Origin of the sequence: Paenibacillus sp. FSL R7-0189, assembly GCF_037969925.1 — a bacterium.
Classification (GTDB): Bacteria; Bacillota; Bacilli; order Paenibacillales; family Paenibacillaceae; genus Paenibacillus_AQ; species Paenibacillus_AQ odorifer.
Genome location: NZ_CP150223.1, coordinates 6,440,923 through 6,464,236 on the forward strand (window position 1 = coordinate 6,440,923; position 23,314 = coordinate 6,464,236).

Consider the following 23,314-nt stretch of genomic DNA (forward strand, 5'->3'; position numbering starts at 1 on the left):
TCCTTTTTAGCTTCCAGGCTTAATTAGCCTTGCTAGCCTTGTATTATTTTGAAACGTCAGCTCCAAAGTATTTCTCGGAAATTTTCAAGTACGTTCCATCACTCTTCATCTCTGTAATCGCATCACTGACCGCTTTCACCAGCTCATCATTGCCTTTCAGGAATACTGCGGCACTTTGTGATCCTTCAGGAATCTCATCAACCACTTTAATTTTTGCATCTGGTTTTTGTTTTTTTAGATCCAGATAAGACAAGCCATCATTCACAGTTGCATCAATACGTCCCGAAGTCAGCAGATCCATCGCTTGATTGAAACCGTCCGTAGCTACGATTTCAGCACCGTTCTCACGAGCGATGTCGGATAAGTTACTTGTCAGGGATTGTCCGGCTTTTTTACCCTTAAGATCGGCAAAGGTCTTAATATCCTCATTGTCTTCGCTCACGATCAATACTGCTTTGGATACGATATAGGGTTCAGAGAAATCATATTTCACTTTGCGATCTTCGTTAATGGAAACTTCATTAAAGATTACATCAAACCGTTTCGCATCCATTCCAGCGAAAATACCATCCCACTGAGTTTCAAAAAATTCAGCTTTAACACCTAAACGTTTTGCTACTTCTTCAGCAATTTCCACGTCAAAACCAGTCAATTTCCCCGCAGTGTCATGATAAGTAAAAGGCGCATAAGTCCCTTCTGTACCTATCCGCAATTTGCCGCTGGCTTTCACAGCCTCCAAACTGTTTTGCGCTGAAGATGCTGCTCCACCATTCGTTCCAGCTGTAGGTTCAGCAGCCGTATTGGTATTCGAATTATTGCCGCAAGCCGCTATAAGGACCACGGTTAACGCCAATATAATAGTTAAACTCCATTTTTTCATTATTAAATCCCCTCTCTCTACCCGGATTTTTTCCGGTAAATTGAATAGTACACTGCCATCACATGATCGTCAATACTTTTTTCCGATTATATACATCGGAATTATAATATTAACTAGATTCCTACCTATATCTTACCCAATCTTGGATTAATCCTTCACTTCTTTCTCTCTTTACTTCTCAGAAAGATATGGTATATTTATTAACAAATTAATATGGACCTGTTATTTCACTAGGGGAGTCGGCCGACTGAGACGGAGCTTCAAGCTCCGGACCCTTGGAACCTGATCTGGATCATACCAGCGGAGGGAAGTGGAGCAGAATTTTCATCAAGCATGTTAAGTGTTATTATGCAGAATGAACTTTTTGACCCATTCATTTCCTCTGGAAATGGATGGGTTTTTATTTGTTTAGGCGCTCCACAAAAATTTTAGGAGGTTTGATCATCACGACCATTTTATCTATTCAAGGCCTAACCTACTCTTTTCCGGAATCTGAGCAACCCCCTGTATTCGCAGATCTATCCATGGATATCAGGCAAGGGGAATTCGTCTCCGTAGTAGGTGCTAGCGGATGCGGGAAAAGTACATTTTTCAAAACGATTGCCGGTTTACTCGAACCTACTCACGGAAAAATAAAACTCTCTACGCACCCGTCAACCGCTAGTCGTTTAGGCCAGATCGCTTATATGCCTCAGCAGGATTTATTGCTGCCTTGGAGGACAGTGCTCGACAACTGCCTTTTGCCTTGGGAGATCAAGCCCAGATTCAATAAACAAGAAACGATCACTCAGATTCGGGAAATGTTGACCCGCTTCGGCTTAGCAGATGTAGAGAAGGCTTATCCCCATGAACTTTCGGGTGGAATGAAACAGCGAGTCGCATTTCTGCGCACCTTAGTGGCTGGAGGCGGAAGTGGTCTTATGCTGCTGGATGAGCCCTTTGGCGCTCTCGATGCCATGACCAAACGCGAGATACACCGTTGGCTGTTGGAGTTATGGGGTGAATTGAATCAGACGATTATGCTCATCACTCATGATCTGGAGGAAGCACTATTGCTCAGTGACCGGATTTATTTATTATCTGGCGGTGCGCACAGCGAATTACAGGAGATCGTTGTGGATTTACCAAGGCCAAGACATTATAAGATGAACTACGAACCCCGGTTTATAGCACTGCGTGCAGAGCTGGAGCGGAGATTACATGCGACCTATACCTTTTAAAAAACATCTAGACAACTATGGTCCCTTCCTTCTTCTGGTACTGCTCATTCTTGTAATCTGGGAGTCAGCTGTTCGCCTTCACATGATTCCAGCCTTTATTCTCCCTGCACCTTCCTCTATTGGAATCGCATTGATCGAGCACAGGCAATTATTATTTGGACAGCATTTATTGGCGACGTTACAGGAGATACTGGTGGGTTTTGTCCTTTCTGTTATTTGTGGTGTATTGCTGGGCACTGGAATGTTCCTGTATCGCCCCATAGAAAAGGCCATCTATCCCTTTCTTATCATTAGCCAGACGATCCCATTAATTGCGCTATCCCCCATTTTTATTATGTGGTTCGGATATTCGCTGTGGAGCAAAGTGGCTGTGGTGTTTTTGACGGCTTTTTTTCCAGTCGTAGTGAGTACATATGATGGACTTCGTACAAGTGGCCAGACTTACAAGGACTTATTATTAACATTTGGTGCAAACCGCTGGCAGCTGCTTGTCAAAACCCAAATTCCACTGGCGTTGCCTGCTTTTTTCTCTGGCTTAAAGCTGTCCATTGTATACTGCGTCATCGGAGCTACTATCGGGGAATGGCTCGGCGGCAGTAAAGGACTCGGTTACTTCAGCCGCAGAATGGCCGGAAATATGCAGAGCGATGAAATGTTCGCGGCTGTATTTCTGCTGTCCGCGCTTGGTGTGGTGCTTTTTCTGGCGATAGCTTTACTCGAACAATTATTTTTAAAGAAAAGAGGATCAAACCAATGAATCATTTAAAATCCCCACAACGAGGACTTATTTCTGTATTTCTAGTATGCACACTTTTGCTCTTAAGCAGCTGCGGGAAGGCAGACAAGATAAATAACAACTCCCAAACCGATCCCTCCAATACCGAAAATAAGCAGTCACACAAGCTGACGATTATGCTTGATTGGTATCCCAATGCCGTTCATTCCTTTCTATACGCTGCGCAACAGCAAGGTTTTTTCCAAGAGGAAGGTTTGGATGTCGAGATCAAAATGCCTGCAGACAGCAATGATTCCCTAAAGCTTGTTGCAGCGAATCAAATTGATCTAGCGCTCAGTTATCAGCCTCAGGTACTTATGGCACGCGGCGAGAAAATCCCTGTACGTTCGATTGCAGCAATCGTGCGGCATCCACTGAATCATCTGATGGTTCCTCAGGCTGGCAGTATTCATAGTCCAAAAGAGCTCGCGGGAAAACAAATCGGCTATTCCTCCATTCCGCTCTATGAAGCGATGATTCGGACAATGATCCAGAGTGATGGAGGCGATCCTTCATCCGCCAAGCTGATTGACGTAGGTTTTGACCTCATCCCTGCGATCTCTACTGGACAAGTAGACGCAATAATGGGCGGGTTCATCAACCATGAACAACTAATCCTTGAAAAAGAGGGACATCCGGTCACTTCGCTTAATCCAACGGATTACGGAGTGCCTGACTATTATGAGCTTGTGCTGGTGGCCAGCGAACAAGGATTGCAAAATTCTGAAGCCTACTTTAAAAAATTTCTAAATGCCATTACAAAAGGACAGGAATTTGTGGAGCAGAATCCTGAACAAGCCCTGGATTTACTGGTTGCACATGAAGATGCAACTTCACCGCTCGACAAGGAGATTGAGAAAAAAAGTCTTGAGATTCTGCTGCCGCTGATGAATGCTGGCGATCAATCTTTTGGATATCAAGACCCGACATCTTGGGAAAAGGTTCAGCAGTGGTTATCCACCAACAATCTTCTACCAGAGGATATTAAAGCACAGGAAGCTTTTATCAATCTGTAATGTTTAGTTAGTTGTTCATACAAGCTTGAGGAGGAATTATGATGAGTTATTTAGCCAAAGTACGGGAATCCAACCCGTTGATCCACAACATCACTAATATTGTGGTAGCCAATTTCTCAGCCAACGGTCTGTTGGCGCTTGGCGCCTCTCCCTTTATGGCGGATGCCCACGAAGAAGTGATCGACATCGCCGCTATGTCGTCTGCTGTAGTTCTAAATATCGGCACACTCAATGATTACGCCATTCAATCTATGTTGCTTGCTGGTAAATCCGCTAATAAACACAGGGTTCCCCTAGTGCTTGACCCGGTAGGTGCAGGCGCAACTTCTTATCGGACCGCTGTCACTCAAAAGCTAGTGAATGAGATGCAAATCACCGCACTGCGGGGGAATGTGGCTGAAGTCGCTAATGTCATTGGAGAGAGTTGGTCCATTAAAGGGGTGGATGCTGGCGAAGGTGAAGGCGATGTAGTCCTTTTGGCTGAAGCTGCTGCGAGGAAGTTAAGCTGTGTGGTCATCATAACTGGAAAAGACGATGTGATCACGAATGGAAAAAACACCTATATTGCTAGCAACGGTCACCCTATTCTCACGAAGGTTACAGGAACTGGCTGCTTGCTCAGCGCTGTTGTGGGGGCATTTCTCGCGGTAAGTGGCGGTGACTCGTTGGAGGCCGCAGTGGAAGCCCTCTCCTTCTATGGAGTAGCAGCTGAAATCGCCGCTGAACTAACAACTGGTCAAGGGCCGGGAAGCTTTCAGGTTGAGTTTCTAAATCAACTGACATGGGTCACACCAGAAGTCTTCCTAGAAAGATCCAGCATCAAACAGCTCAGTTAATGACCCTCAAAGGAGTGAATTCGATGATTATATCCAAAGCTCTAACCATTGCCGGCTCCGATAGCGGCGGTGGTGCTGGCATTCAGGCCGATCTAAAAACCTTTCAGGAGCTTTCTGTCTACGGCATGTCCGTCCTCACAGCTGTGACAGCGCAGAATACGCTTGGTGTCCAAGGGGTTTATCCAGTGACTCTGGACGCCATAATTCAGCAGCTTGATTCTATAGGACTTGACCTGCAACCAGATGCCGTAAAGACCGGGATGTTATTTAACAGTGACATCATCCGCATTGTGGCAGATAAAATTAAGTATTACGGCTGGTCTAATCTTGTAATTGATCCTGTGATGGTCGCTAAAGGAGGGTCCACACTGCTGCTGCAGGAGGCGGTTCAATCCTTAATCAGCCATCTGCTGCCCTTAGCATTGGTGACGACACCCAATATTCCCGAAGCCGAAATGATCACAAAGATGACGATCTCCACCATCGAAGAACGCAAAAAAGCAGCCAAAATCATTCATGGCATGGGCTCCAAATATGTAGTGCTAAAAGGGGGACATGATACCTCGACCACAGCCGTAACCGATCTTCTATATGATGGCGACGAATATACCTTATTGGAGAGTAGCCGGATTCAGACCAGACATACGCATGGTACAGGCTGCACCTATTCAGCAGCAGTCACCGCCGAGCTAGCCAAAGGCAAATCCGTAGCAGAGGCCATTCAAACTGCCAAAGCATTTATACAAGCGGCGATCGAGGACGAGCTGAGCATAGGGGCTGGGCATGGACCAACCAATCATTTTGCTTATCAGAACAGACTGCGAGGGATAAACAGTGCAACGAATGAACAGTGAACATCTGCGAGATCTATTAAAAGTCTATTTCATTATGGGCAGCGTAAATTGCCGTAAAGCTCCAGTTAAGGTGCTGCAGGAAGCGGTTGCTGGGGGCATAACCATGTTTCAATTCCGTGAAAAGGGTACCGGTTCCTTAAGCGATAAGGCTCGACTTAATCTTGGGAGACGACTTCAAAAGATTTGTCATGCCAATGGCGTGCCCTTTATCGTGAATGACGACATTGATTTAGCGATCGCGCTTGATGCGGACGGAATTCATGTAGGACAGGAGGATACACCTGCATTGGCAATCCGCCAGCTACTTGGAGAGAATAAAATCATTGGTGTATCCGCTCACTCTTTCGTTGAAGCTCAGCAAGCGATTGCCGATGGAGCCGACTATCTGGGCGTGGGTCCCATTTATCCTACGTCATCCAAGGAGGATGCCAAAGCTGTTCAAGGCACTGCGATTATTGAAGAACTAAGAAATAAAGGCATTACCATCCCTTTGGTTGGCATTGGGGGAATCACGCTGCAAAATGTTGCACCTGTATTAGCAGCCGGTGCGGATGGGATCTCTGTTATCTCAGCGATTACCGGAGCTGTAGACATTACCCCAACTGCCAGAGGCTTTGTTGACAAAGTTAGTTTAAGCGGGACATAAGCTCATTCAGCTCTTCACTGCTTAAATGCCGCCATTGTCCTAGCTCCAAGCCGTCTAATGTAATATTCATAATTCTTATGCGCTCCAGCTTTAGTACTCTATATCCTAACTCCTTGCTCATTCTGCGTATTTGCAGATTAAGACCTTGAGTTAGGATAATTCTAAACTGACATTCTGTGATCCGATAGACCTCACAAGGTTTCGTTGTGATTCCAAGAATGTTCACGCCGCTAGACATCGCTTGTAAGAATTCTGATGTAACCGGTTTGTCTACATTAACTACATATTCTTTTTCATGCCCATTCTCGGAACGCATCATTTTATTTACGATCTCTCCATCGTTGGTTAACAAAATGAGGCCTTCCGAGTTTTTATCTAATCTGCCGATCGCAAAGATCCGTGAAGGATACCCTACAAAATCAATAATGTTCCCAACTACATGTGGGGCTGCTGTACAGGTAATGCCTATCGGCTTATTCAAAGCGAGATACACTGGCTCCCCTTTACTGCTTGTTATCGGCTCCCCATCGATCCATACGATATCCTCTGGCTCTATAAGAATGTTCGCATCACAGACGATACCATTCACAGCGATTCGACCTGCAGCAATTAATCGTTTGGTTTCCCTTCTGGAACAAAAGCCTGTTTCGCTTATATATTTATCGATTCTCACTGCTGATCCTACTTTCTCTCTATATACTTACATCTGGTCATAAAAAAACACCTGATTTTAACGATCAAAATCAGATGTTAACCTTCAGGAATAACCCAGTTTATTGGAGCTATTTGGTGCTTCCGCTTTTTTTCACGTTACTGCCCTTGCTTCCACTTGCACCTTTAGCACCTGGAGCCGTCGTTGGGTCACCTTTAGCAGGTTTAACTGGTTTTGCTGTTTTGTTCCAGCGTGTCCAGCCTTTACTCCCCGTACCTCTGCCTGTGCCGCCACCTTTACTTTTTGCACCCATTATATCACTCCGTCAGTCATTCAGAATTCGTATAGTTTATACACTTTACCTATCTTACCACACTCTCAACCTTTCTGTTTAAGTAATAACAAAAGCTTCATCTAACTAGCCACCGTTTAGAATTTAGCATCTTTATTCATTTCATGAATATCAAAGCTATCCTCATGTATTTCGATGGCGATGACGGTGTCCTTTTTTTCAAAAAATTGCACATGCCCTAACCGCTTGTCCTCCAGCTCTATCCATCCATCATCGCTTAATTTATTAAAATAGCTGTCAGGCCGATAAAGACCTTGTTCTCCCCCTATATTATCCAACTCGTACTTTGCTCCAATTTTTATATTAGGGTTATTTGAATTTGTTATCACTTCGATTTCTTTGGCATTCTTCGGAATTGGAATTTCAGCATTTATAGATGACACTCCATACTCTTGAGCTGACGATGTACAACCGCTTGTAAACAGGATTAATGGTAACCAAATAAAAGCTAATAAATATTTATTCAAAGGTATCCTCTCCTTTCATAACTTATTTTACCAAATGTAAAATTAAAATAAAAACACCCCACCAAAGACTAAGCTTTGATGAGGTGTCTATTCACATCAGCTTTGCAGCTCATGCATGGACTTATTTCGGTTGAATATAACCTTCTGCTTTCAGAAGCTCAGCGATCAACACAGCACCGCCAGCTGCTCCGCGCAGCGTGTTATGGGAGAGACCTACGAATTTGTAATCATAGAGGGCATCTTCGCGAAGTCTGCCCGTCGATACGCCCATTCCGTTCTCAATATCACGATCCAGCTTGGTCTGTGGACGATTGTCCTCTTCAAAATAGGTAATGAACTGTTTAGGTGCGCTAGGCAGTTCAAGCTCCTGAGGACGTCCTTTAAAGCTCTTCCAGAGATTCAGAATCTCTTCTTTGGACGGTTTTTTCTCAAAAGAAACAAATACAGCAGCCATATGTCCATCCGCTACAGGCACACGGATACACTGCGAAGTAATCGTTGGCGCTTCACTCTTTACGATACCCTCTTCTTCAACGCTTCCCCAGATCCGCAAAGGCTCTTGCTCACTCTTCTCTTCTTCGCCACCGATGTAAGGAATCACGTTATCCAGCATTTCTGGCCAGTCCGCAAAAGTCTTTCCTGCACCAGAAATAGCTTGGTAGGTAGTGACCACCACTTTAGATGGATTGAAGTCTTTGAGCGCATGAAGTGCAGGCACATAACTTTGAATGGAGCAGTTAGGTTTAACTGCAATGAACCCTGTCTCTGTTCCCAGACGTTTTCTTTGCTGTGCAATAACCTCAAGATGCTCCGGATTAATCTCAGGAATGACCATAGGCACGTCAGGCGTCCAGCGATGCGCTGAGTTATTGGAGATTACTGGCGTTCCGGTGCGAGCATAAGCCTCTTCGAGCGCTTTAATCTCATCTTTTTTCATGTCAACAGCACAAAAGATCAAATCTACATTCGCAGCTACTTCCTCTACCTTAGAAGCGTCTTGGACCATAATATTCTTTACGTTCTCAGGCATTGGAGTAGATAACTTCCATCTGCCCTTGGCCGATTCTTCATACGTTTTTCCAGCAGATCTAGCACTGGCAGCAATCGCAGTTACTTCAAACCAAGGATGATTCTCTAGAAGGGCAATAAAACGTTGTCCTACCATACCTGTGCCGCCAACTATGCCGGCTCTTAGCTTTCTTGACATCAGAAAATACACTTCCTTTTGATTAACTGTCCTATTGTGAATAATAGGCCGATAATTAATGATATACGGCGCGGGAACATTTGGCGAGTGTTAACATCAAAATAACATTAAAAATTTTATTTTTAGCAGATTATATTGAATTTCATTAATGCGAATAAAAGAAATAGCTGCACTCAGTACAATTATAAGTATATTTTCTGCTTAGACAACTCTTTAACTGCATTCTCTACAACTATTTCCCCGAAAAATAATGGAAATGCCCTCTAAGCGAACTTTTAGATGTAAGAAATGCAACTAAATCGCATCTGCCGAGCATTTTATAGCATATAGTTGTAGGAAATACATCTATTTGCGATTGGTGAGTATAAACAGCGATTGGCGATTAGCAATCAGCGATTAGCAATCAGCGATTAGCGATCAGCGATTAGCGATCAGCGATTAGCGATTCACGTTTACAAGCTGCTTCTGCCAACTAATCGTTTCTTACCCACGCTCATTTAAACCAACCTTTTTCCTTAAATCGAGTGATTGCCTCGATGCGGTTACCTACATCCAGCTTATCTAGTATAACAGAGATGTAATTCCGGACTGTACCCGTGGTAATGTACAATTGGCTGGCGATCTCTTTTGTATTTTTGCCGTCGGCAATGAGTCCAAGTACTTCCTTCTCCCGCTGAGTCAGAGGATTCACTTCACCGCTGTAGGCTTCATCCATTAGCTCCGGTGCATACATGCGTCGGCCTGCCATCACATTACGTATCGAAAGTGCCAGTTCTTCGCTAGGACTGTCTTTCAGCAAATAAGCATGAACTCCCGCCTTGAGCGCACGTTCGAAATATCCCGCACGGGCAAAGGTGGTTAATATCATCGTTTTGCAGCCGCTATTCTTCAGCGCTTCCGCAGCGTCGAGACCACTCATCGCTGGCATTTCAATATCCATAATACAGATATCCGGCTTATGCTGCTGAACCATCGCTACAGCTTCTTCCCCGTTGCTTGCCCGGCCCACTACCTTCATATCCTCTTCTAAATCCAACAAAGATGCCAGCGCTCCAAGGAGCATCCGCTGATCCTCAGCGATTACAATCTTAATCATTATAAGGTTACCTCCTGTTCCGGATGCTTAAATGCATTAGGGACCTTAATCACGATCGTAGTTCCCCCATCTTGCACGATATCCATACAGCCATTCACAAATTCAAGACGTTCCCGCATGCCTTGCAGCCCATGTCCTTTAAAATAAAGATCATTGCCCGGGATGCCGGTTCCATCATCTTTCACTTTAATGATCAGATCTGTACGCGTAGGTTCGATGATAATTGAGCAGGACTGTGCATTACTATGCTTCACAACATTTGTGACAGCTTCCTTAATACACATGCTGAGCACATTCTCCGTAATCAATGAAGTGTTAGAAAGTTTAGGATTGCCTTGCAAAACATAATCGATCTCCGCAGCCGCAAGAAACTGCTGAATATGAACGAGCTCGTCTTCAAGGCGAATGCCACGCATTCGCGTAATCATCTCCCGGACCTCTTTCAGTGCACTTCTCGCCGTCTGGCGTACATCATTGATCTCGGCTTTTGCTTGCGTCGGATTACTGTCGATAAGCTTTCCTGCCAAATCACTTTTCAGACCAATTAACGAAAGCTTCTGACCTAATGTATCGTGTAGATCACGTGAAATCCGCTGGCGTTCCTCGAGCTTAACCAATTCAGAGATTCGCTTATTAGCATCCTCCAATTGGTCTTGCAGCTTCCCTTGATTATTGCGGTTATAGGTACTGATTGGCAGCAGGATCACTGCAATCATACTGACAAGCACAAACGGAAGCTGGCTGATAAATACGGGATTACGCGACAGCAGCTCATAATTGATCGTAATAATCGTAGTCAGCAAATGAATGGAGTATAGGGTGAAAAACCCTACTCGATTCTGGATATTCCCAATAAAAAAGGCTAAAAAAAGCGCAAAATACATATATCCAAACAACAACGTCATCGTTATAGAGACAAGTATCTGCACGCTCGTCCAAAAATAAACTAACCAACCCTTGGAGACAAAAGAAAGCACATAACAAACAAAAAACACAGCGATCATCAAGATTCCCGAAACTACCTGGTAGGGAGAGGAGGACCGAAAGATGAAATAAAACGGTAGAATATAAAATACGACCCATACATAAGGGCTAAGACCTGTACTTTTATGAAAAATATGATGCCACTTCTGCATGTTCGCTCTCCTTTTTGCCATATGCCACTCACCCTATTCTAGCATAAATCCGGTAAAATCCGGTGAACCACAACGATAAAGAGAAAAAAGATTAGAGCGCGAATGAGTTCTCCGGCTCTAACCTTCCATTTTGCTGCTATTTGATTACAATGTGGACCATTATTCTCCCTGGAGTCTGGGCTTATGAACTTGCAGGACCTCGCCTGCTGTTTTAGGTTTATTTAATATGGACTTCATCTCTTTGAAACTGATGAAACGTTTATTTTCCTCATCCCAAAGACGGAAGTGAAGAGCCTTCAAGCTGGTACCAATCGTAATCGTTGTTGCTTTTTGTAGCGGTGGAGTCGCGTTATGCGCTTTTTCCAAATTATAGTTTGGCACCTTTGGACTTAAATGATGCACATGGTGGAAGCCGATGTTGCCCGTAATCCATTGCAGCACCTTCGGCAGCTTATAATATGAGCTGCCTTCAACCGCGGCCATCACATAACTCCATTCGGATTCATTCTCGAAATAAGAGTCTTCAAACTGATGTTGGACGTAGAACAACCATATGCCGAGAAACCCTGATACAAATGCTACAGGCAGCTGCACCATAAGAAATGCCTGCCAGCCAATAGCCCATATCAGCAAGCCATAAAGGGCTGCGATTGAAATATTCGTCAAATAGGTATTCATCCGCTCTTTGCGTCTAGCACCTTTAACATTAAAACGATACTGAATCATAAAAACAGCAATCGGTCCAAGACCAAACATCACGATGGGATTGCGGTAAATCCGGTAATATAGACGTTTCCAGAAGGAAGCTGCTGCGTATTCATCGACCGTCATAATCCAAATATCGCCGATCCCTCTTTTATCGAGATTACTGGAGCTGGCGTGGTGAATGGAATGACTATGTTTCCACTGCCGATAAGGAACCAGTGTCAGTACACCTGTGATCGTTCCGATAATATCATTCGCTTTACGATTCTTAAAAAACGATCCATGTGTGCAATCATGAAAAATAATAAAAGTTCGAATTACAAATCCTGCTGCAGGAATAGCTAACAGAAGGGTGAGCCAATAGGAAACGGATAAAGAGAAATAAGCTCCGCCCCATAACAGCACAAGTGGTCCTAAAGTATTGATGAGCTGTCTTATACTTGCGTTGCGGTCATTTTTCTCGTAAGGGGCTACACTCTTTTTAAGGCTGGAGAGCTGTGATGTCTGTTTTGTAGTCATCTATATCGTTTCCTCCTTGATGTGTCCGGCTAAGGATCTTTTCATCTACTCTAAGTATAGGCGATGAAGTATCATCCTATAAGTCATAAACATCAAGTAGAGAGTATGACAAATGTCATACTCTCATTCTAATCAATTTCCGTCAGCATTGCAGCCAACATCCATCTTCCTTCACTTCATATTGACCTTTGATCTCACCAATTCCATTAAGGATTAACGAATCTTTATTAAAAGTTGGAGGTTCATCTAATACTAAGTGCAGTTTATTAATATTTCGAAGGTCAGCTTTATAGTAGCTAATCACTGGCTTTTCCAGAAAATACTCCGCATCATTGATTTGGATTCGTAAATTATTCTTATGAATACATTTCTCATCTCCACCAATAATACCCATAGGATTAAAACCCGTAGATTTTATATCTCCTTCAATATACAGGTGGTACCCTTCAAGGCTGATAAAATCAATGAATTCCTTCTCCCTGATTGTTTTGACCGATTGCATAATTTCTTCCGTTTCTTTGCTGATGGATATCTCCTCGAAGGGAATGATGACTTGATCCACAAATTGCTTAAAAAACGCATATAAACTTAACTCCGACTTCATAAACTCTTCTTTCCAATCGGTGCGAAGCTCATCCAGCAGCAAACATATAAACAGTCCAGAACCATAGCAGCTTCTTCTAATATTTGCCGATGATTCAAGTTCATCTATTAAATACGAACTGAACTTCTGCAATACCTCCTCATTAGGAAGTGTGGATTTCTCGGCATAGGCATTTAATTCAACATACCAAGCGGGTCCTTCCAGCGTTTCAATAAGATATTCATTTAGCACGTACTCCCCGAGCAGCTGTTCTCTTTGTTGACGTAAGGCAATAAATCTGTACATTGCTTGATTACGCTCTTCAATAGTAGCTGCCATTACACTAAGATATAAATGATGTCTTTCTTGAATCCGCAATTCCATATTTTCGAGGGATAAAGGGTAGGTAATCATCAATAATTCATCTGCATAACGTTCATCTCCCATCAGGAATTGATAACCGTGAAATAATTCGTGTACACAAATGGCGTACAAGTCTTCGAATTCTTCATGTAATTCCAGATTAACGATGGCTGTAGGGTGATCCTCATATAAAATGATTGTATCTCCTGAGAATTCATTACTCCAAGGAAGCAAATGTGGATGATATCCTACCGTTTTAAATTTGGGATGATTGTACAGATACACGTTATCCTTATTATAAAATGCAAAAGAAACAGCCTCGAATCCTTTCCAATATTTCTGCAGCTTGTGGTTCGTTAAACACTTAACAATCATCTCCAAATGAAATTCCATCCCTTACCTCCTTGTTAATGGATCTGCTTAGTATGCTCTTCTCGGTATTCTGTTGGTGTTTGACCACTAGCCTTTTTAAAAACCTGTGTAAAATAACGCGGGTCCTGATAACCGACGAGAGGAGCTATCTGATACACTTTTACGTTGCTGCTCTGCAAAATATACTTCGCCCTCTCCATCCGGCAGTGTGTAACATACTCCAAAAAGGTATAGCCCGTTATTTGTTTATATAAAGTACAGAAATGACTGATACTGAGATCAGCCAGCTCCGCTACTTCCTCAATACTCAAATCTTTATGGTAATTACTCTCAATATAACGTTTCGCTTTCTCGATGGCGCTACGCGTATCCTCGCGATTCACAGGCTTGTTCCCTTGCTCCAATCGCACACCAAATTCTTCTTTCAGAGCAGAGATCACTTCATTTAAAGTGCCAAGATTGTGCATCTTGCTAAGCAATCCATGTAAAGACCAATCTGAATTTATATTCAAATACTCATAATTTCTGTACAACACAACGATCATTTCAACAAGAAGACGTTCAGCCATATCCTTAGGAACAGCTTGTGACTCAATAAATAAAGCAAGCTCATCAAATAAAGACCACATCCGGTCTCTATTTAAGGTACGTATACTTTCAATCAACGCGGTTTCCAGCTCTTTTGGGTATTTCACCTCTTTACTGCTAGGGAACGATATCTCTTCATCAATAAAGACCCCGGCAAGACCCGAATAGAACCGTTGATATAAGGCCTTCGCAGCCAGAGGGTAAACCGTACTTAATTGATCAATGCCTTGTGTGGTGCGGCTGATGCCTACGGAACAAGACTGCTTGGAGTATCTCTTGATCCCCGCTATCAAATGTTCACCAAGTTCTCTCCTGCTGGCGCTTAAAGATCCAGGGAACAGTAGTATCCACTCTCCATTATGAAACGGGAAAACCGTCAGCACTCCATGTTCCAGTGACCATTCTTCCACAATATTGCGGATTGCAAACAGCCATAGCCGTTTTTCTTCTACACTCCATTGATTGCTCAGTGTGGAGTAATCATCTAACTGGACAACAGCCATGAAATATCCGCTCTCCAGTTCACTGTTCTCCAGCCATTTCAGATGCTCAAGCGGCCTTGCATTTCCCAAAGTGATTTCTGCAAACAGACGTTCACGTGCAAGCAGTGACAGCATCTGCACAGAATGAATCAGCTGATCATTTTGCTTCTGTTCATCCAGCTTGGTTCTCGCGCGGTTTAACATTTCAACCAGTTCATCATGATCGATCGGCTTCAATAAATAATCAAAAGCGCCTTGACGTAATGCTTCTCTTGCATATTCGAACTCTCCGTACCCGCTTATAAAAATAAACACCAGCTTCGGATTTTTAGACAATACTTCCTTCATCAACGTAATCCCGTCAATTACGGGCATGCGAATATCACTAATCACGATATGTGGTGAAGTGTCTTCTATTAAGCGAAGAGCTAATTCTCCATTTCGTGCCTCTCCCACAATCTCCATCTGAAGATCATTCCATGGAATGGCTGCTTTTAAGCTACGAAGAATAATCGGCTCATCATCCACGATTATTACTTTATATTTCTCTTGTAACTCATCCATTCCCTGCACCTCCAGGATTATTGTACACTTGAGCTTTGGATCAAATTCCAATATTGAATGGAGGATGCCTGCACTTGCTTTAACGCTTGCTCAGCAGACATTTCTCCATTAATCATCTGTTCTATAACACTCAGGAACGTTTTTTTCACTTCTGGTGACAATACATTATCATAAGGGACAAAGCTCTTGCGGTTAACTTCCATCATATTCATGACTTGCGCGAATACGGGTCCTGTCTTCTCAGGATCAAAGGCGATGCGCATGGACGGAATTCTCAACCCTTCATATACAATCCGTGTCTGAACCTCCTGGGTGTAAAAAGCTTTCATGAGATCGAGCGCAGCCTCCCGCTTCGCTCCGCTTAGTTCGGAGGAAAGGCCGATGCCAAATGTATAACCGCCGGCTATCGAAGGTTGTTCCCCCTTCTTCAATGTGGGAAACGGAATAACACCTACCTCATTTTGAAAATCCGTAGGAGCAGCTGCGCCGGCAAATAAATTGATATCCCAGTTTCCGTTTAGATACATCGCAGCCTTGCCGCTCGTAAATAGTCCCACCGCATTTTCTGTGGATAACACATTCGATTTCGTGCTGAAGGCACCTTCTTTAATCCATTGCTCCAAGTGCTGAAAAGCCTTTAAATAGGCCTCATTCTGAAAGCTGGCTTGATCTTCACCAGTGATCAGCTTCTCGATCAACTCGGCGCCGGCATAACGATCCATTAAATAATGTGCAAAAATTCCTGCGGGCCAACGATCCTCGTTGCCAAGTGCAAATGGAATATACCCTGCCGACTTCAGCTTTAGTATGGCAGCATCAAGCTCTTGCAGCGTTTCTGGCGGCTTCAAACCCAGCTTTTCGAATATGGTTTTATTAAAATATAAGGGTTCAGCATTCCCTTCAATAGGCAAGCCATAAATATGGTTGTCAAAGGTCCAGAGATCCAGATCCTTGAATTGATTGGTCAGCGCATTCTCCCTGACGAAATCAGTCAGATCAATCAGGCGCTTAGAGCGCACATATGGCTCAATTTCCGCTCCACCGAACAAAACAAACATATCTGGCGGGGTGCCAGTAACCATCTCGTTCTTCAGCTTTTGATCACGGTGCAACGTCTGATCTAAACCTTCAAAGTTAACTTTCACATTTGGATGTTCTGACTGATATTTGTCCACGATATCTTCATAAATAGTCAACAATGGCCGATCATGCTCTTTAATCCAGAAATGACGGAAAGTTAATGTGATTTTTTCTGGTGAATCATCTTCAATGGGTTCTTGCTTTCCTAAAGTTATAAATAAAACAGCACCCGAAATCAGCACTAGATATAACCACATCCAGCCCCATTTCAATAACCATTTTTTGATAACAATCTCCCCCTTCTTTCCGCACGGTCGATTACGGCAGTATTTTTGGTATTCGGATTCGGATGGTTGAACCAAAGCCGGGGGAAGAACACACTAGTATGCCGTATGGACTGCCGAATCGAATATTCAAGCGTTCATGCACATTTTTAAGCCCCACGCCGCTATCACTGTATTTCTTCTGAGCACTTCCCTCGTTATCCCAAAGACTCATCATCTTGGCAAGGTCAAAGCCGGGGCCGTTATCTTTTACGATAATGATCATATCCGTGCCCATTTCATAGGCCGTAATCTCAATGATCCCTGGGTCCTCCATCTGCTCAATCGCATGATACAGCGCATTCTCAACAATCGGCTGAACAATCAGCTTTTGTGTCATGAACGTCTTAAGACCATCCGAAAGATCTATGATATACGAGAATTTATCTTCAAAACGAAACTTCTGGATATCCAAATAATGACGGACATGTTCGAACTCCATATGCAGCGGAATCAGCTCCTGATTCTGACTGATGCTGATTCGCAGCAGCTTGCCGAGTGAGATGACCATTTTGCTAATATCTTTATTGCCTTGCAGCACTGCCATCGAATTAATCGATTCGAGTGAATTATAAATAAAATGAGGGTTAATCTGCGCCATTAGCGCTTGCATTTCTGCTTCCTTCTTGCGTCCCTGCTCAGTCTCCACCTGCACAAGCAGCTCATTGATCTGCGTGCTCATCCGATTAAAGCCATCAATCAGCAAATCACTTTCATCATCAGCACGATAGGGTGTAGTGATCGGTGTAAATATCCCCTGCTTCACCCGCTTCATCCCGTTAACCGCACTATTAATACTATGAACGAGCCTCCGTACGAAATAGCGGTCGAACAAAATGGCGGACAACAGCGAAACAGTACTTAAAATAATCGCAATATTCCGGATGGATACAGATTCTGACGAGATTAGATTCATAGGTGTAATGGCTACTAAATACCAGGCTGCATTATGAGAAGGTAGGAAGGTTATAAGTGATTTTTCCCCCTGATAGTTGTCGATGTAATAGTCATGTTCTTTAGCATAATCATTTTGTAAAAAGGGGAAATCTGTGCGTTGTCCAATATGTTCACCGGATTTATTAAAAACGATATTTCCTAGCTTGTTGACCAGCAAAATATCCCCCTTCTTAAGGGTTGCTGCTTCCCAGAAAATCTGATCCAATAAATCAGGTTTTACATTAACAACCAGATATCCGATATCTTCGAGAGAATATGAATCTTTGATTACTCTTGCTTGTACAAGTACCGGATTGCCGGAGATCTCCGAGCCGTTTTCTCCCGGTCCTGACCACACAGGCCGCCCTTCGGCGCCTTCCATTGCGTCAAACCAGCTTTGTCTCTTCAAGTCCTCAAAAGACATCGATGCATTGTATTGATAAATTAAACGATCTTTACTATAAAAACTAAATGAAGTAATCATTGGATGATCAATGAGATAACTGCTAAGCTCCTGCTTTCGATCATAAGTGATTACAAAGTTCTTCTGCTTCAGTGATTGCTGAACAACCGGCTGCGTAATTTTTGAATTCGTGATCGAGGTGATTTCACTAAGCGCGAATTTAAGCTTTCGATCCGTTTCAAGCAGTGAAATCCAATAGAAGTTGCTTGATTTTTTCTCCATTGCATTAGAAAAATTAACGTAAGTGACGATCCCCATCAGAATAACCGGAATAAAGACGAGAAGAATAATAGCGAACAAGATTTTACGGCGGAGTTTCATGATATTCCCCTTCCCCCTGCTGTCTCTGTCCTCTAGTATTCTTCACAAAACCGCCTATTCCCTGTAAAGATCAAAAAGTAAGATCAGCTCTTAATAGCTCCTGAAGTAAGTCCAGCAATCACCCAGCGGCTAAATAACAGGAATACAATCAGCAGTGGCAAGGTTGCCGTAAATGTTGCTGACATGATCATTCCGTAGTCTAGACCATCGCGATTGGAGAACAGCTGTTGGAGCGCAATCTGAATTGTGAAATGCTCTTGATTCTTCAGTACCACTAAAGGCCAGAAGAAGTCATTCCAAACGGTCATAAAATTCAGTATACCTAGTGTAGCCATAGCTGGAGTAATGACCGGGATAGCGATGTTCCAGAAGATCCGGAAATGTCCGCCGCCATCGATCCGACCTGCTTCAATCAATTCCGTATGTACAGCTGTAGTGATATACTGCCGCATCCAGAAGATCCCGAAGGCATTAACCATCGCCGGAACAATAAGTGCCTTGAAAGAGTCTATCCAGTGGAGCTTGGCCATAATTACGTAAGTAGGTAATACACCAAGCTGCTGTGGCACAAATAATGTAGCAATTACAAAGTAGAACAGAAAATTTTTAAACGGAAATTCATATTTGGCAAAGGCATAACCTGCCAGTGTACAGAAAAACACGACTGATATTGTAACCATAGATGAGACAAATAAAGAATTGCCCAAGGCTTGAAAGAAGTCTGTTTTGTCCAGTACCCGCTGGAAATTCTCAAAAAACTGGTCTCCAACCGTAAGCAAAGGTGGCACATGGAATACTGCGCCTCTGTCATTAGTGCCAACTACAAACATCCAGTAGAAAGGAAAGATGGACACGAGCGCACCAACAATCAACAGCAAATAAAATCCTAACTTGCCGATGATCCCTAGATCATCCGGATCTTTTTTAAATACACGCAGCGTACTCACGCTTTACCCCCTCCCGTATCTCCACCCATGCGATTTGAGACCAGCATATTGAGGACAGAGAAAATAATCGTGACCAGGAACAGCAAGACTGCCGTAGCTGCTGCCGTACCAAAAAATCCGTTGCGGAATGCTTCGCTATACAAATAAGTAACCATAGTGATTCCTTCCTGACGTGTAGATCCAGTTCCCGCTTGGCCCAAAAATACATAAGGCTCAGTGAACAGCTGCAAGGCACCTATAGTTGAAAGCAAGGTAACAAATACAATGAATGGCTTCAATAGCGGTAACGTTATAAAGGTTAGCTGTTGTCTTCTGTTCGCACCGTCAATACGTGCCGCTTCATATAGATCCGTAGGGATACTTTGCAAGCCTGATAGAAAAATAATGGCATTATATCCCGTCCAGCGCCACATTACCATCGTAGAAATGGCGATTTTAACGCCCCACCAGCCAGAGTTGAAGGCCATACTATCCAGTCCCAAGCCGTTTAGTATCCAGTTGATCATTCCGTTGTTGCCAAACAGTGTACTGAACACGAGCGTAACCGCAACGATAGACGTAATATTAGGCATAAAAAATAAAACCCGGAACGTCTTCTTAAAGCGAGTCATCGCCGAATTCAACAAAACAGCAATCAATAGAGCTAGTAATATCTGTGGAACAGTACCCATAAGCCCCATAATTAACGTGTTGCTAAAAGAAATCCAAAAGGTCGGATCACTTGTGACCAGATCATAGTTTTTCCACCCTACAAATTTCATAGGATTCAGGGCATCCCATTTAAAGAACGAGAGATAGATCGTGAAAAAGATCGGATATAGTCCAAATATCGAGAACAGAATAAAAAAGGGCGAAATAAACGTGTAAGCAGTGATGCGGCTCCTTCTTTGTTCAGTTAAAAAGCGGCGCTTGCTCTCGGCATGCGGACTTGAAATAACAGGTTGTGCCATGTCACACCTCCAGGTAATCTAACGTGTAAATCCGAATTCACAGAGAATGTTTCACTCTATGAATCCGGACCTTCTAGAAATTGAATTTCATAAGCTTGAAATCTTAGCTGCGTTCAGCCAATGTTTTCGCTTGTTTTACTGCTTCGTTCCATTCTTTGGTCGGATCTGCTTTTTTCTCCAACACATTTTTCAAGGCGTTTTTGAAGAAAGTATCGGTTTGGTCATGAAGCGGACCGTAGTATACAGGTTTTACCCGGTTTGCTGCTTTACCGAATTCTACAGCGGTTTGTTGTCCACCGAAGAAATCATCTTTGAAATCTACGAATGCAGGATCTTCATACAGGGCAGGAATGGAAGGCATAAGGCCTTTGGTTTTGAAAGATTCCAGTTGGTTTTCCTTGTTATCCATCCATGCGATAAAGTCATAAGCTTCTTTCGAGTGTTTGCCTTCTTTTGGCAGCGTCAGGAACGAGCCACCCCAGTTACCAGCACCTTCAGGGAGCTGAGCAATTTTCCATTTGCCAGAGGAGTCTGGAGCATTACTCTTAACATTTCCCGCCATCCAAGCTGGTCCCATAACTACTGCAAATGAACCGTCGTTCATGCCTTGACCCCATTCAGGAGACCAGAGCATAACATTGCTGATCCAGCCTTCTTGAATACCTTTAACCGTGAAATCATAAGCTTTTTTGACTTGCGGATTGGTATCTCCGATAAAGCTGCCATCAGCTTTGCTGAAATAGATTTCATCAGCAGATTGGTCACGCAAAGCATTAAAGGTAAGATCCGTAAGGTCTACAAATGGTTTGCCTGTTTTATCTTTAAAAGCTTTGGCAACAGCTGCGAACTTATCCCAAGTATCAATAGCAGCGCCGAATCCTTCTGAATCACTTGGCAGCCCAGCTTCTTCAGCCAAATCTGTGCGGTAATATACAACCGTTGGACCGATATCTGTTGGAAGACCTAGCTGGAAGCTGCCATCTACGGAAGAAGCTTGTTTCCATTTCCAATCCAGATAGTTGGCTTGAATATCTTTGGCACCCAGATCATTCAGGTTATAGAACTTGTCCTGAGCGTTGATGAAACGTTCCATGAAACCGATTTCAAGTTGGAAAATATCAGGCGCACCCGATCCAGCCGACAAAGCAGTGGTCAAATTATTATGGTGAGCGGTTTGGTCACCGGTATTTTGCACTTTGATCGTAATGTTTGGATGTTCCTTAGTGTACTCCTTCGCTAAATCCTCGTAGTTCACGTTGCCCAGCGTCCAGAAAGAAAGTTCGATTTTCTCAGCCGGTTCTGTCCCCTCATCCTTAGTAGGTTCACTTGTGCTTGCTGCGTTGTTACCTGCATTTTTGTTTGATGTGTTGTTGTTCTCGGCGTTGTTGCCTCCGCATGCTGCCAGTGAACCTACGAGCATGATAGCGACTAACGATAGCGCCAAGTGTTTTACTTTATTCATTCCCCTGTACCCCTTTCAAAGGTTTCTCTTACAAGAATTAGTGTACAGGGTTTAAATTCTTTTTTTGAGGAGGTAAACTTCCGATTTATGGTGGAAATAATTACGAAACCATTCATATCTATGTTATGTCTAAGGAGGGAGTATAAAATTTCGTCCAAATATGTTCCTCACAGAATACGTGTACTTCATCTTAAATTGGATTTCTTGTGCTTCCGCAGGTATACTATTTTTATTTCTTACTTCATTAGATAATCAAAGGAGTTATTTCCCATGCCCATTAACCGCCCGCTGCTAAGCGACAGCGATTTCCAAGAAGCCGTTGACCGCAAATTACCTGTTCGTGTATTTCAGGACGATCATTTAGTAAATTCAGGAGCAACCGTTGTCCGCTTCACTGATTTCGATGTTGTTATTCAATCTAGAGTTAGTGATCTGACTTACTACTCACGCAAGAGCTGCGAATTTTTTGAGGTCAGACCCTAAAGAAAGCCGGAATGCAATGATCTCTAGGATCATCGCGTTCCGGCTTTCTTTAACAGACATAGGGTATAGCTTTCATCTTTAATTTTTGTTGTAGGTGCTGTACGCTTTCATTTTCTCATTCAGAACTTCCTGGAAACTCATTCTCTTCTTGTCTGCTTTTCCTTGCTTGGGATTGACCACGGGCTGAGGTCTAAAAAACTGATGATTGTAAGCCATAAGATTATGTACGATCACATTCATTGGATTTCAACCTCCTTCCGTGATGTTCCTGAAATTTGCATTTCTGCTTGGTTACTTACGGCTTATTTACCCATCTTCTCCAAAGTTTAAACAGTTTTATCTCTTCTAATGTCAAAAAACCTCCAAGCCATATAAAAATAGCTGGAGGTTGTTCATATTTCTTATTGCTCTAGCGCTGAGACGGGAACCTTGCTTTCCCCTTCTCATCATTATTATGATCCACTCGCCCTCTCATCAGTTCAAGCAGATATTCGGGTTCTGAGTTCATATGCAGCATTTGAAGTGCAGTTTTTGGTGCAAAACCTTCAGCCACACTATGGGAGATCAAGGCTTGCAGTGGATTAAAATAACCTCGAACATTCAGCAGCCCTATAGGCTTCTGATGAATACCAATCTGCATCCAGCACAGAATTTCAAATAGCTCATCGAAGGTTCCAAGACCTCCCGGCAAAGCAATAAAAGCATCCGCCATACCGCTCATTACCGCCTTACGTTCATGCATACTAGAGACCTCAATCAGATTCGTCAATCCGGAGTGTCTGATTTCATCTTGAAAAAGATCCACTGGCATAATTCCTACAGCTTCGCCACCATTAGCGAGTACCCCGTCCGCAACCTGTCCCATAAGGCCATTCCGCGAACCTCCATAGACCAACCTACAGCCTTGTGCCGCTATATGATAACCTAATTCCCTAGCCATTTCCGTATATTCAGAGTTAAGACCTGGATTCGATCCGGCAAACACACATATTGTAAAAGCCATTCCTATCACTCCAGACTGGTTATTATGGTGAAA

Annotated in this window: 24 protein-coding genes and 1 riboswitch; of the genes, 7 read left to right on the forward strand and 17 right to left on the reverse strand. The window is 43.3% G+C overall.

All coding sequences use genetic code 11. The features are described 5' to 3' along the window. Positions 1-43 precede the first annotated feature (43 nt). Positions 44-880, reverse strand: coding sequence for an amino acid ABC transporter substrate-binding protein (locus MKY63_RS28385; protein WP_036686308.1), 837 nt, complete (start codon positions 878-880; stop codon positions 44-46). 222 nt (positions 881-1,102) lie between these two features. Continuing rightward, positions 1,103-1,206, forward strand: a riboswitch (TPP riboswitch). 111 nt (positions 1,207-1,317) lie between these two features. Here MKY63_RS28385 and MKY63_RS28390 point away from each other — a divergent pair. The 6 genes from MKY63_RS28390 to thiE are packed head-to-tail and all read left to right on the forward strand — an operon-like array spanning position 1,318 to position 6,227. Then, entirely contained in the window at positions 1,318-2,100 is a 783-nt protein-coding gene (locus MKY63_RS28390) for an ABC transporter ATP-binding protein (RefSeq protein WP_249267717.1), read from the forward strand. Then, positions 2,081-2,857 (forward strand): ABC transporter permease, encoded by a 777-nt coding sequence (locus tag MKY63_RS28395; RefSeq protein ID WP_081383570.1) that lies wholly within the window; start codon positions 2,081-2,083, stop codon positions 2,855-2,857. Before MKY63_RS28390 ends, MKY63_RS28395 begins: the two co-directional genes overlap by 20 nt. After that, positions 2,854-3,891 carry an ABC transporter substrate-binding protein gene (locus MKY63_RS28400; RefSeq protein WP_038570429.1) on the forward strand — a complete coding sequence of 346 codons (1,038 nt, stop codon included), beginning with the start codon at positions 2,854-2,856 and terminating at the stop codon, positions 3,889-3,891. Before MKY63_RS28395 ends, MKY63_RS28400 begins: the two co-directional genes overlap by 4 nt. 41 nt (positions 3,892-3,932) lie before the next feature. Next, positions 3,933-4,727, forward strand: coding sequence for a hydroxyethylthiazole kinase (gene thiM / locus MKY63_RS28405; RefSeq protein ID WP_038570426.1), 795 nt, complete (start codon positions 3,933-3,935; stop codon positions 4,725-4,727). 23 nt (positions 4,728-4,750) lie between these two features. Further along, positions 4,751-5,581: a bifunctional hydroxymethylpyrimidine kinase/phosphomethylpyrimidine kinase gene (gene thiD, locus MKY63_RS28410; RefSeq protein WP_170914225.1), complete on the forward strand. Its 831-nt coding sequence runs from the start codon at positions 4,751-4,753 to the stop codon at positions 5,579-5,581. Continuing rightward, positions 5,571-6,227, forward strand: coding sequence for a thiamine phosphate synthase (gene thiE, locus MKY63_RS28415; protein ID WP_038570424.1), 657 nt, complete (start codon positions 5,571-5,573; stop codon positions 6,225-6,227). Before thiD ends, thiE begins: the two co-directional genes overlap by 11 nt. Here the strand turns inward: thiE and MKY63_RS28420 are convergent. From MKY63_RS28420 to MKY63_RS28485, 14 genes are all read right to left on the reverse strand, one after another. Further along, positions 6,208-6,900 (reverse strand): pseudouridine synthase, encoded by a 693-nt coding sequence (locus MKY63_RS28420; protein WP_038570422.1) that lies wholly within the window; start codon positions 6,898-6,900, stop codon positions 6,208-6,210. The two genes, thiE and MKY63_RS28420, sit on opposite strands and share 20 nt — an antisense overlap. Before the next feature lie 109 nt (positions 6,901-7,009). Further along, positions 7,010-7,192, reverse strand: a complete 183-nt coding sequence (locus tag MKY63_RS28425) for a DUF3934 family protein (RefSeq protein ID WP_076141502.1) — start codon at positions 7,190-7,192, stop codon at positions 7,010-7,012. A 116-nt stretch (positions 7,193-7,308) separates the two neighbouring features. Then, the gene (locus tag MKY63_RS28430) at positions 7,309-7,698 is read right to left on the reverse strand and encodes a hypothetical protein (RefSeq protein WP_076141503.1); all 390 of its coding nucleotides are present in this window, start codon (positions 7,696-7,698) and stop codon (positions 7,309-7,311) included. Between the two features lie 121 nt (positions 7,699-7,819). Then, entirely contained in the window at positions 7,820-8,905 is a 1,086-nt protein-coding gene (gene asd, locus MKY63_RS28435; RefSeq protein WP_339810711.1) for an aspartate-semialdehyde dehydrogenase, read from the reverse strand. A gap of 493 nt (positions 8,906-9,398) precedes the next feature. Next, positions 9,399-10,001: a response regulator transcription factor gene (locus MKY63_RS28440; RefSeq protein ID WP_036686291.1), complete on the reverse strand. Its 603-nt coding sequence runs from the start codon at positions 9,999-10,001 to the stop codon at positions 9,399-9,401. Next, entirely contained in the window at positions 10,001-11,137 is a 1,137-nt protein-coding gene (locus MKY63_RS28445) for a sensor histidine kinase (RefSeq protein ID WP_036686290.1), read from the reverse strand. Before MKY63_RS28445 ends, MKY63_RS28440 begins: the two co-directional genes overlap by 1 nt. Positions 11,138-11,296: 159 nt before the next feature. Next, a complete protein-coding gene (locus tag MKY63_RS28450; RefSeq protein ID WP_036686288.1) occupies positions 11,297-12,361 on the reverse strand; it encodes a fatty acid desaturase in 1,065 nt (354 codons plus the stop codon). Between the two features lie 142 nt (positions 12,362-12,503). Next, positions 12,504-13,700 carry a hypothetical protein gene (locus MKY63_RS28455; protein WP_076213033.1) on the reverse strand — a complete coding sequence of 399 codons (1,197 nt, stop codon included), beginning with the start codon at positions 13,698-13,700 and terminating at the stop codon, positions 12,504-12,506. Positions 13,701-13,714: 14 nt separating this feature from the next. Then, positions 13,715-15,313 carry a response regulator gene (locus MKY63_RS28460; protein WP_036686284.1) on the reverse strand — a complete coding sequence of 533 codons (1,599 nt, stop codon included), beginning with the start codon at positions 15,311-15,313 and terminating at the stop codon, positions 13,715-13,717. A 17-nt stretch (positions 15,314-15,330) separates the two neighbouring features. Beyond that, positions 15,331-16,650, reverse strand: coding sequence for an extracellular solute-binding protein (locus MKY63_RS28465; protein ID WP_036686593.1), 1,320 nt, complete (start codon positions 16,648-16,650; stop codon positions 15,331-15,333). A 61-nt stretch (positions 16,651-16,711) separates the two neighbouring features. Further along, a complete protein-coding gene (locus MKY63_RS28470; RefSeq protein WP_036686283.1) occupies positions 16,712-18,436 on the reverse strand; it encodes a sensor histidine kinase in 1,725 nt (574 codons plus the stop codon). 83 nt (positions 18,437-18,519) lie between these two features. Next, on the reverse strand, positions 18,520-19,383 hold the full coding sequence (locus MKY63_RS28475) for a carbohydrate ABC transporter permease (protein WP_038570403.1): 864 nt from the start codon (positions 19,381-19,383) through the stop codon (positions 18,520-18,522). Next, complete coding sequence (locus tag MKY63_RS28480; RefSeq protein ID WP_036686279.1) at positions 19,380-20,333, reverse strand: sugar ABC transporter permease; 954 nt, start codon at positions 20,331-20,333, stop codon at positions 19,380-19,382. Before MKY63_RS28480 ends, MKY63_RS28475 begins: the two co-directional genes overlap by 4 nt. Positions 20,334-20,436: 103 nt before the next feature. Then, a complete protein-coding gene (locus MKY63_RS28485) occupies positions 20,437-21,795 on the reverse strand; it encodes an extracellular solute-binding protein (protein ID WP_076125933.1) in 1,359 nt (452 codons plus the stop codon). 270 nt (positions 21,796-22,065) lie between these two features. Here MKY63_RS28485 and MKY63_RS28490 point away from each other — a divergent pair, with 270 nt between their 5' ends. Then, positions 22,066-22,278 carry a hypothetical protein gene (locus tag MKY63_RS28490; RefSeq protein ID WP_076125931.1) on the forward strand — a complete coding sequence of 71 codons (213 nt, stop codon included), beginning with the start codon at positions 22,066-22,068 and terminating at the stop codon, positions 22,276-22,278. A 78-nt stretch (positions 22,279-22,356) separates the two neighbouring features. Here MKY63_RS28490 and MKY63_RS28495 read toward each other — a convergent pair whose 3' ends face one another. Together MKY63_RS28495 and MKY63_RS28500 are read right to left on the reverse strand one after the other, a co-directional pair. Next, on the reverse strand, positions 22,357-22,518 hold the full coding sequence (locus MKY63_RS28495; protein ID WP_172628809.1) for a hypothetical protein: 162 nt from the start codon (positions 22,516-22,518) through the stop codon (positions 22,357-22,359). Positions 22,519-22,687: 169 nt separating this feature from the next. After that, positions 22,688-23,281 carry a TIGR00730 family Rossman fold protein gene (locus tag MKY63_RS28500; RefSeq protein WP_076125930.1) on the reverse strand — a complete coding sequence of 198 codons (594 nt, stop codon included), beginning with the start codon at positions 23,279-23,281 and terminating at the stop codon, positions 22,688-22,690. Positions 23,282-23,314: the final 33 nt, after the last annotated feature.

Excerpts from the sequence above, each read along its gene's own strand:
- MKY63_RS28385 (WP_036686308.1), bottom strand. The coding sequence starts at position 880 with ATGAAAAAATGGAGTTTAACTATTATATTGGCGTTAACCGTGGTCCTT.
- MKY63_RS28395 (WP_081383570.1), top strand. The coding sequence starts at position 2,081 with ATGCGACCTATACCTTTTAAAAAACATCTAGACAACTATGGTCCCTTC.
- MKY63_RS28400 (WP_038570429.1), top strand. The coding sequence starts at position 2,854 with ATGAATCATTTAAAATCCCCACAACGAGGACTTATTTCTGTATTTCTA.
- thiM (WP_038570426.1), top strand. The coding sequence starts at position 3,933 with ATGAGTTATTTAGCCAAAGTACGGGAATCCAACCCGTTGATCCACAAC.
- thiD (WP_170914225.1), top strand. The coding sequence starts at position 4,751 with ATGATTATATCCAAAGCTCTAACCATTGCCGGCTCCGATAGCGGCGGT.
- thiE (WP_038570424.1), top strand. The coding sequence starts at position 5,571 with ATGAACAGTGAACATCTGCGAGATCTATTAAAAGTCTATTTCATTATG.
- MKY63_RS28425 (WP_076141502.1), bottom strand. The coding sequence starts at position 7,192 with ATGGGTGCAAAAAGTAAAGGTGGCGGCACAGGCAGAGGTACGGGGAGT.
- asd (WP_339810711.1), bottom strand. The coding sequence starts at position 8,905 with ATGTCAAGAAAGCTAAGAGCCGGCATAGTTGGCGGCACAGGTATGGTA.
- MKY63_RS28440 (WP_036686291.1), bottom strand. The coding sequence starts at position 10,001 with ATGATTAAGATTGTAATCGCTGAGGATCAGCGGATGCTCCTTGGAGCG.
- MKY63_RS28445 (WP_036686290.1), bottom strand. The coding sequence starts at position 11,137 with ATGCAGAAGTGGCATCATATTTTTCATAAAAGTACAGGTCTTAGCCCT.
- MKY63_RS28450 (WP_036686288.1), bottom strand. The coding sequence starts at position 12,361 with ATGACTACAAAACAGACATCACAGCTCTCCAGCCTTAAAAAGAGTGTA.
- MKY63_RS28455 (WP_076213033.1), bottom strand. The coding sequence starts at position 13,700 with ATGGAATTTCATTTGGAGATGATTGTTAAGTGTTTAACGAACCACAAG.
- MKY63_RS28460 (WP_036686284.1), bottom strand. The coding sequence starts at position 15,313 with ATGGATGAGTTACAAGAGAAATATAAAGTAATAATCGTGGATGATGAG.
- MKY63_RS28465 (WP_036686593.1), bottom strand. The coding sequence starts at position 16,650 with ATGTGGTTATATCTAGTGCTGATTTCGGGTGCTGTTTTATTTATAACT.
- MKY63_RS28470 (WP_036686283.1), bottom strand. The coding sequence starts at position 18,436 with ATGAAACTCCGCCGTAAAATCTTGTTCGCTATTATTCTTCTCGTCTTT.
- MKY63_RS28480 (WP_036686279.1), bottom strand. The coding sequence starts at position 20,333 with ATGGCACAACCTGTTATTTCAAGTCCGCATGCCGAGAGCAAGCGCCGC.
- MKY63_RS28485 (WP_076125933.1), bottom strand. The coding sequence starts at position 21,795 with ATGAATAAAGTAAAACACTTGGCGCTATCGTTAGTCGCTATCATGCTC.
- MKY63_RS28490 (WP_076125931.1), top strand. The coding sequence starts at position 22,066 with ATGCCCATTAACCGCCCGCTGCTAAGCGACAGCGATTTCCAAGAAGCC.
- MKY63_RS28495 (WP_172628809.1), bottom strand. The coding sequence starts at position 22,518 with ATGAATGTGATCGTACATAATCTTATGGCTTACAATCATCAGTTTTTT.
- MKY63_RS28500 (WP_076125930.1), bottom strand. The coding sequence starts at position 23,281 with ATGGCTTTTACAATATGTGTGTTTGCCGGATCGAATCCAGGTCTTAAC.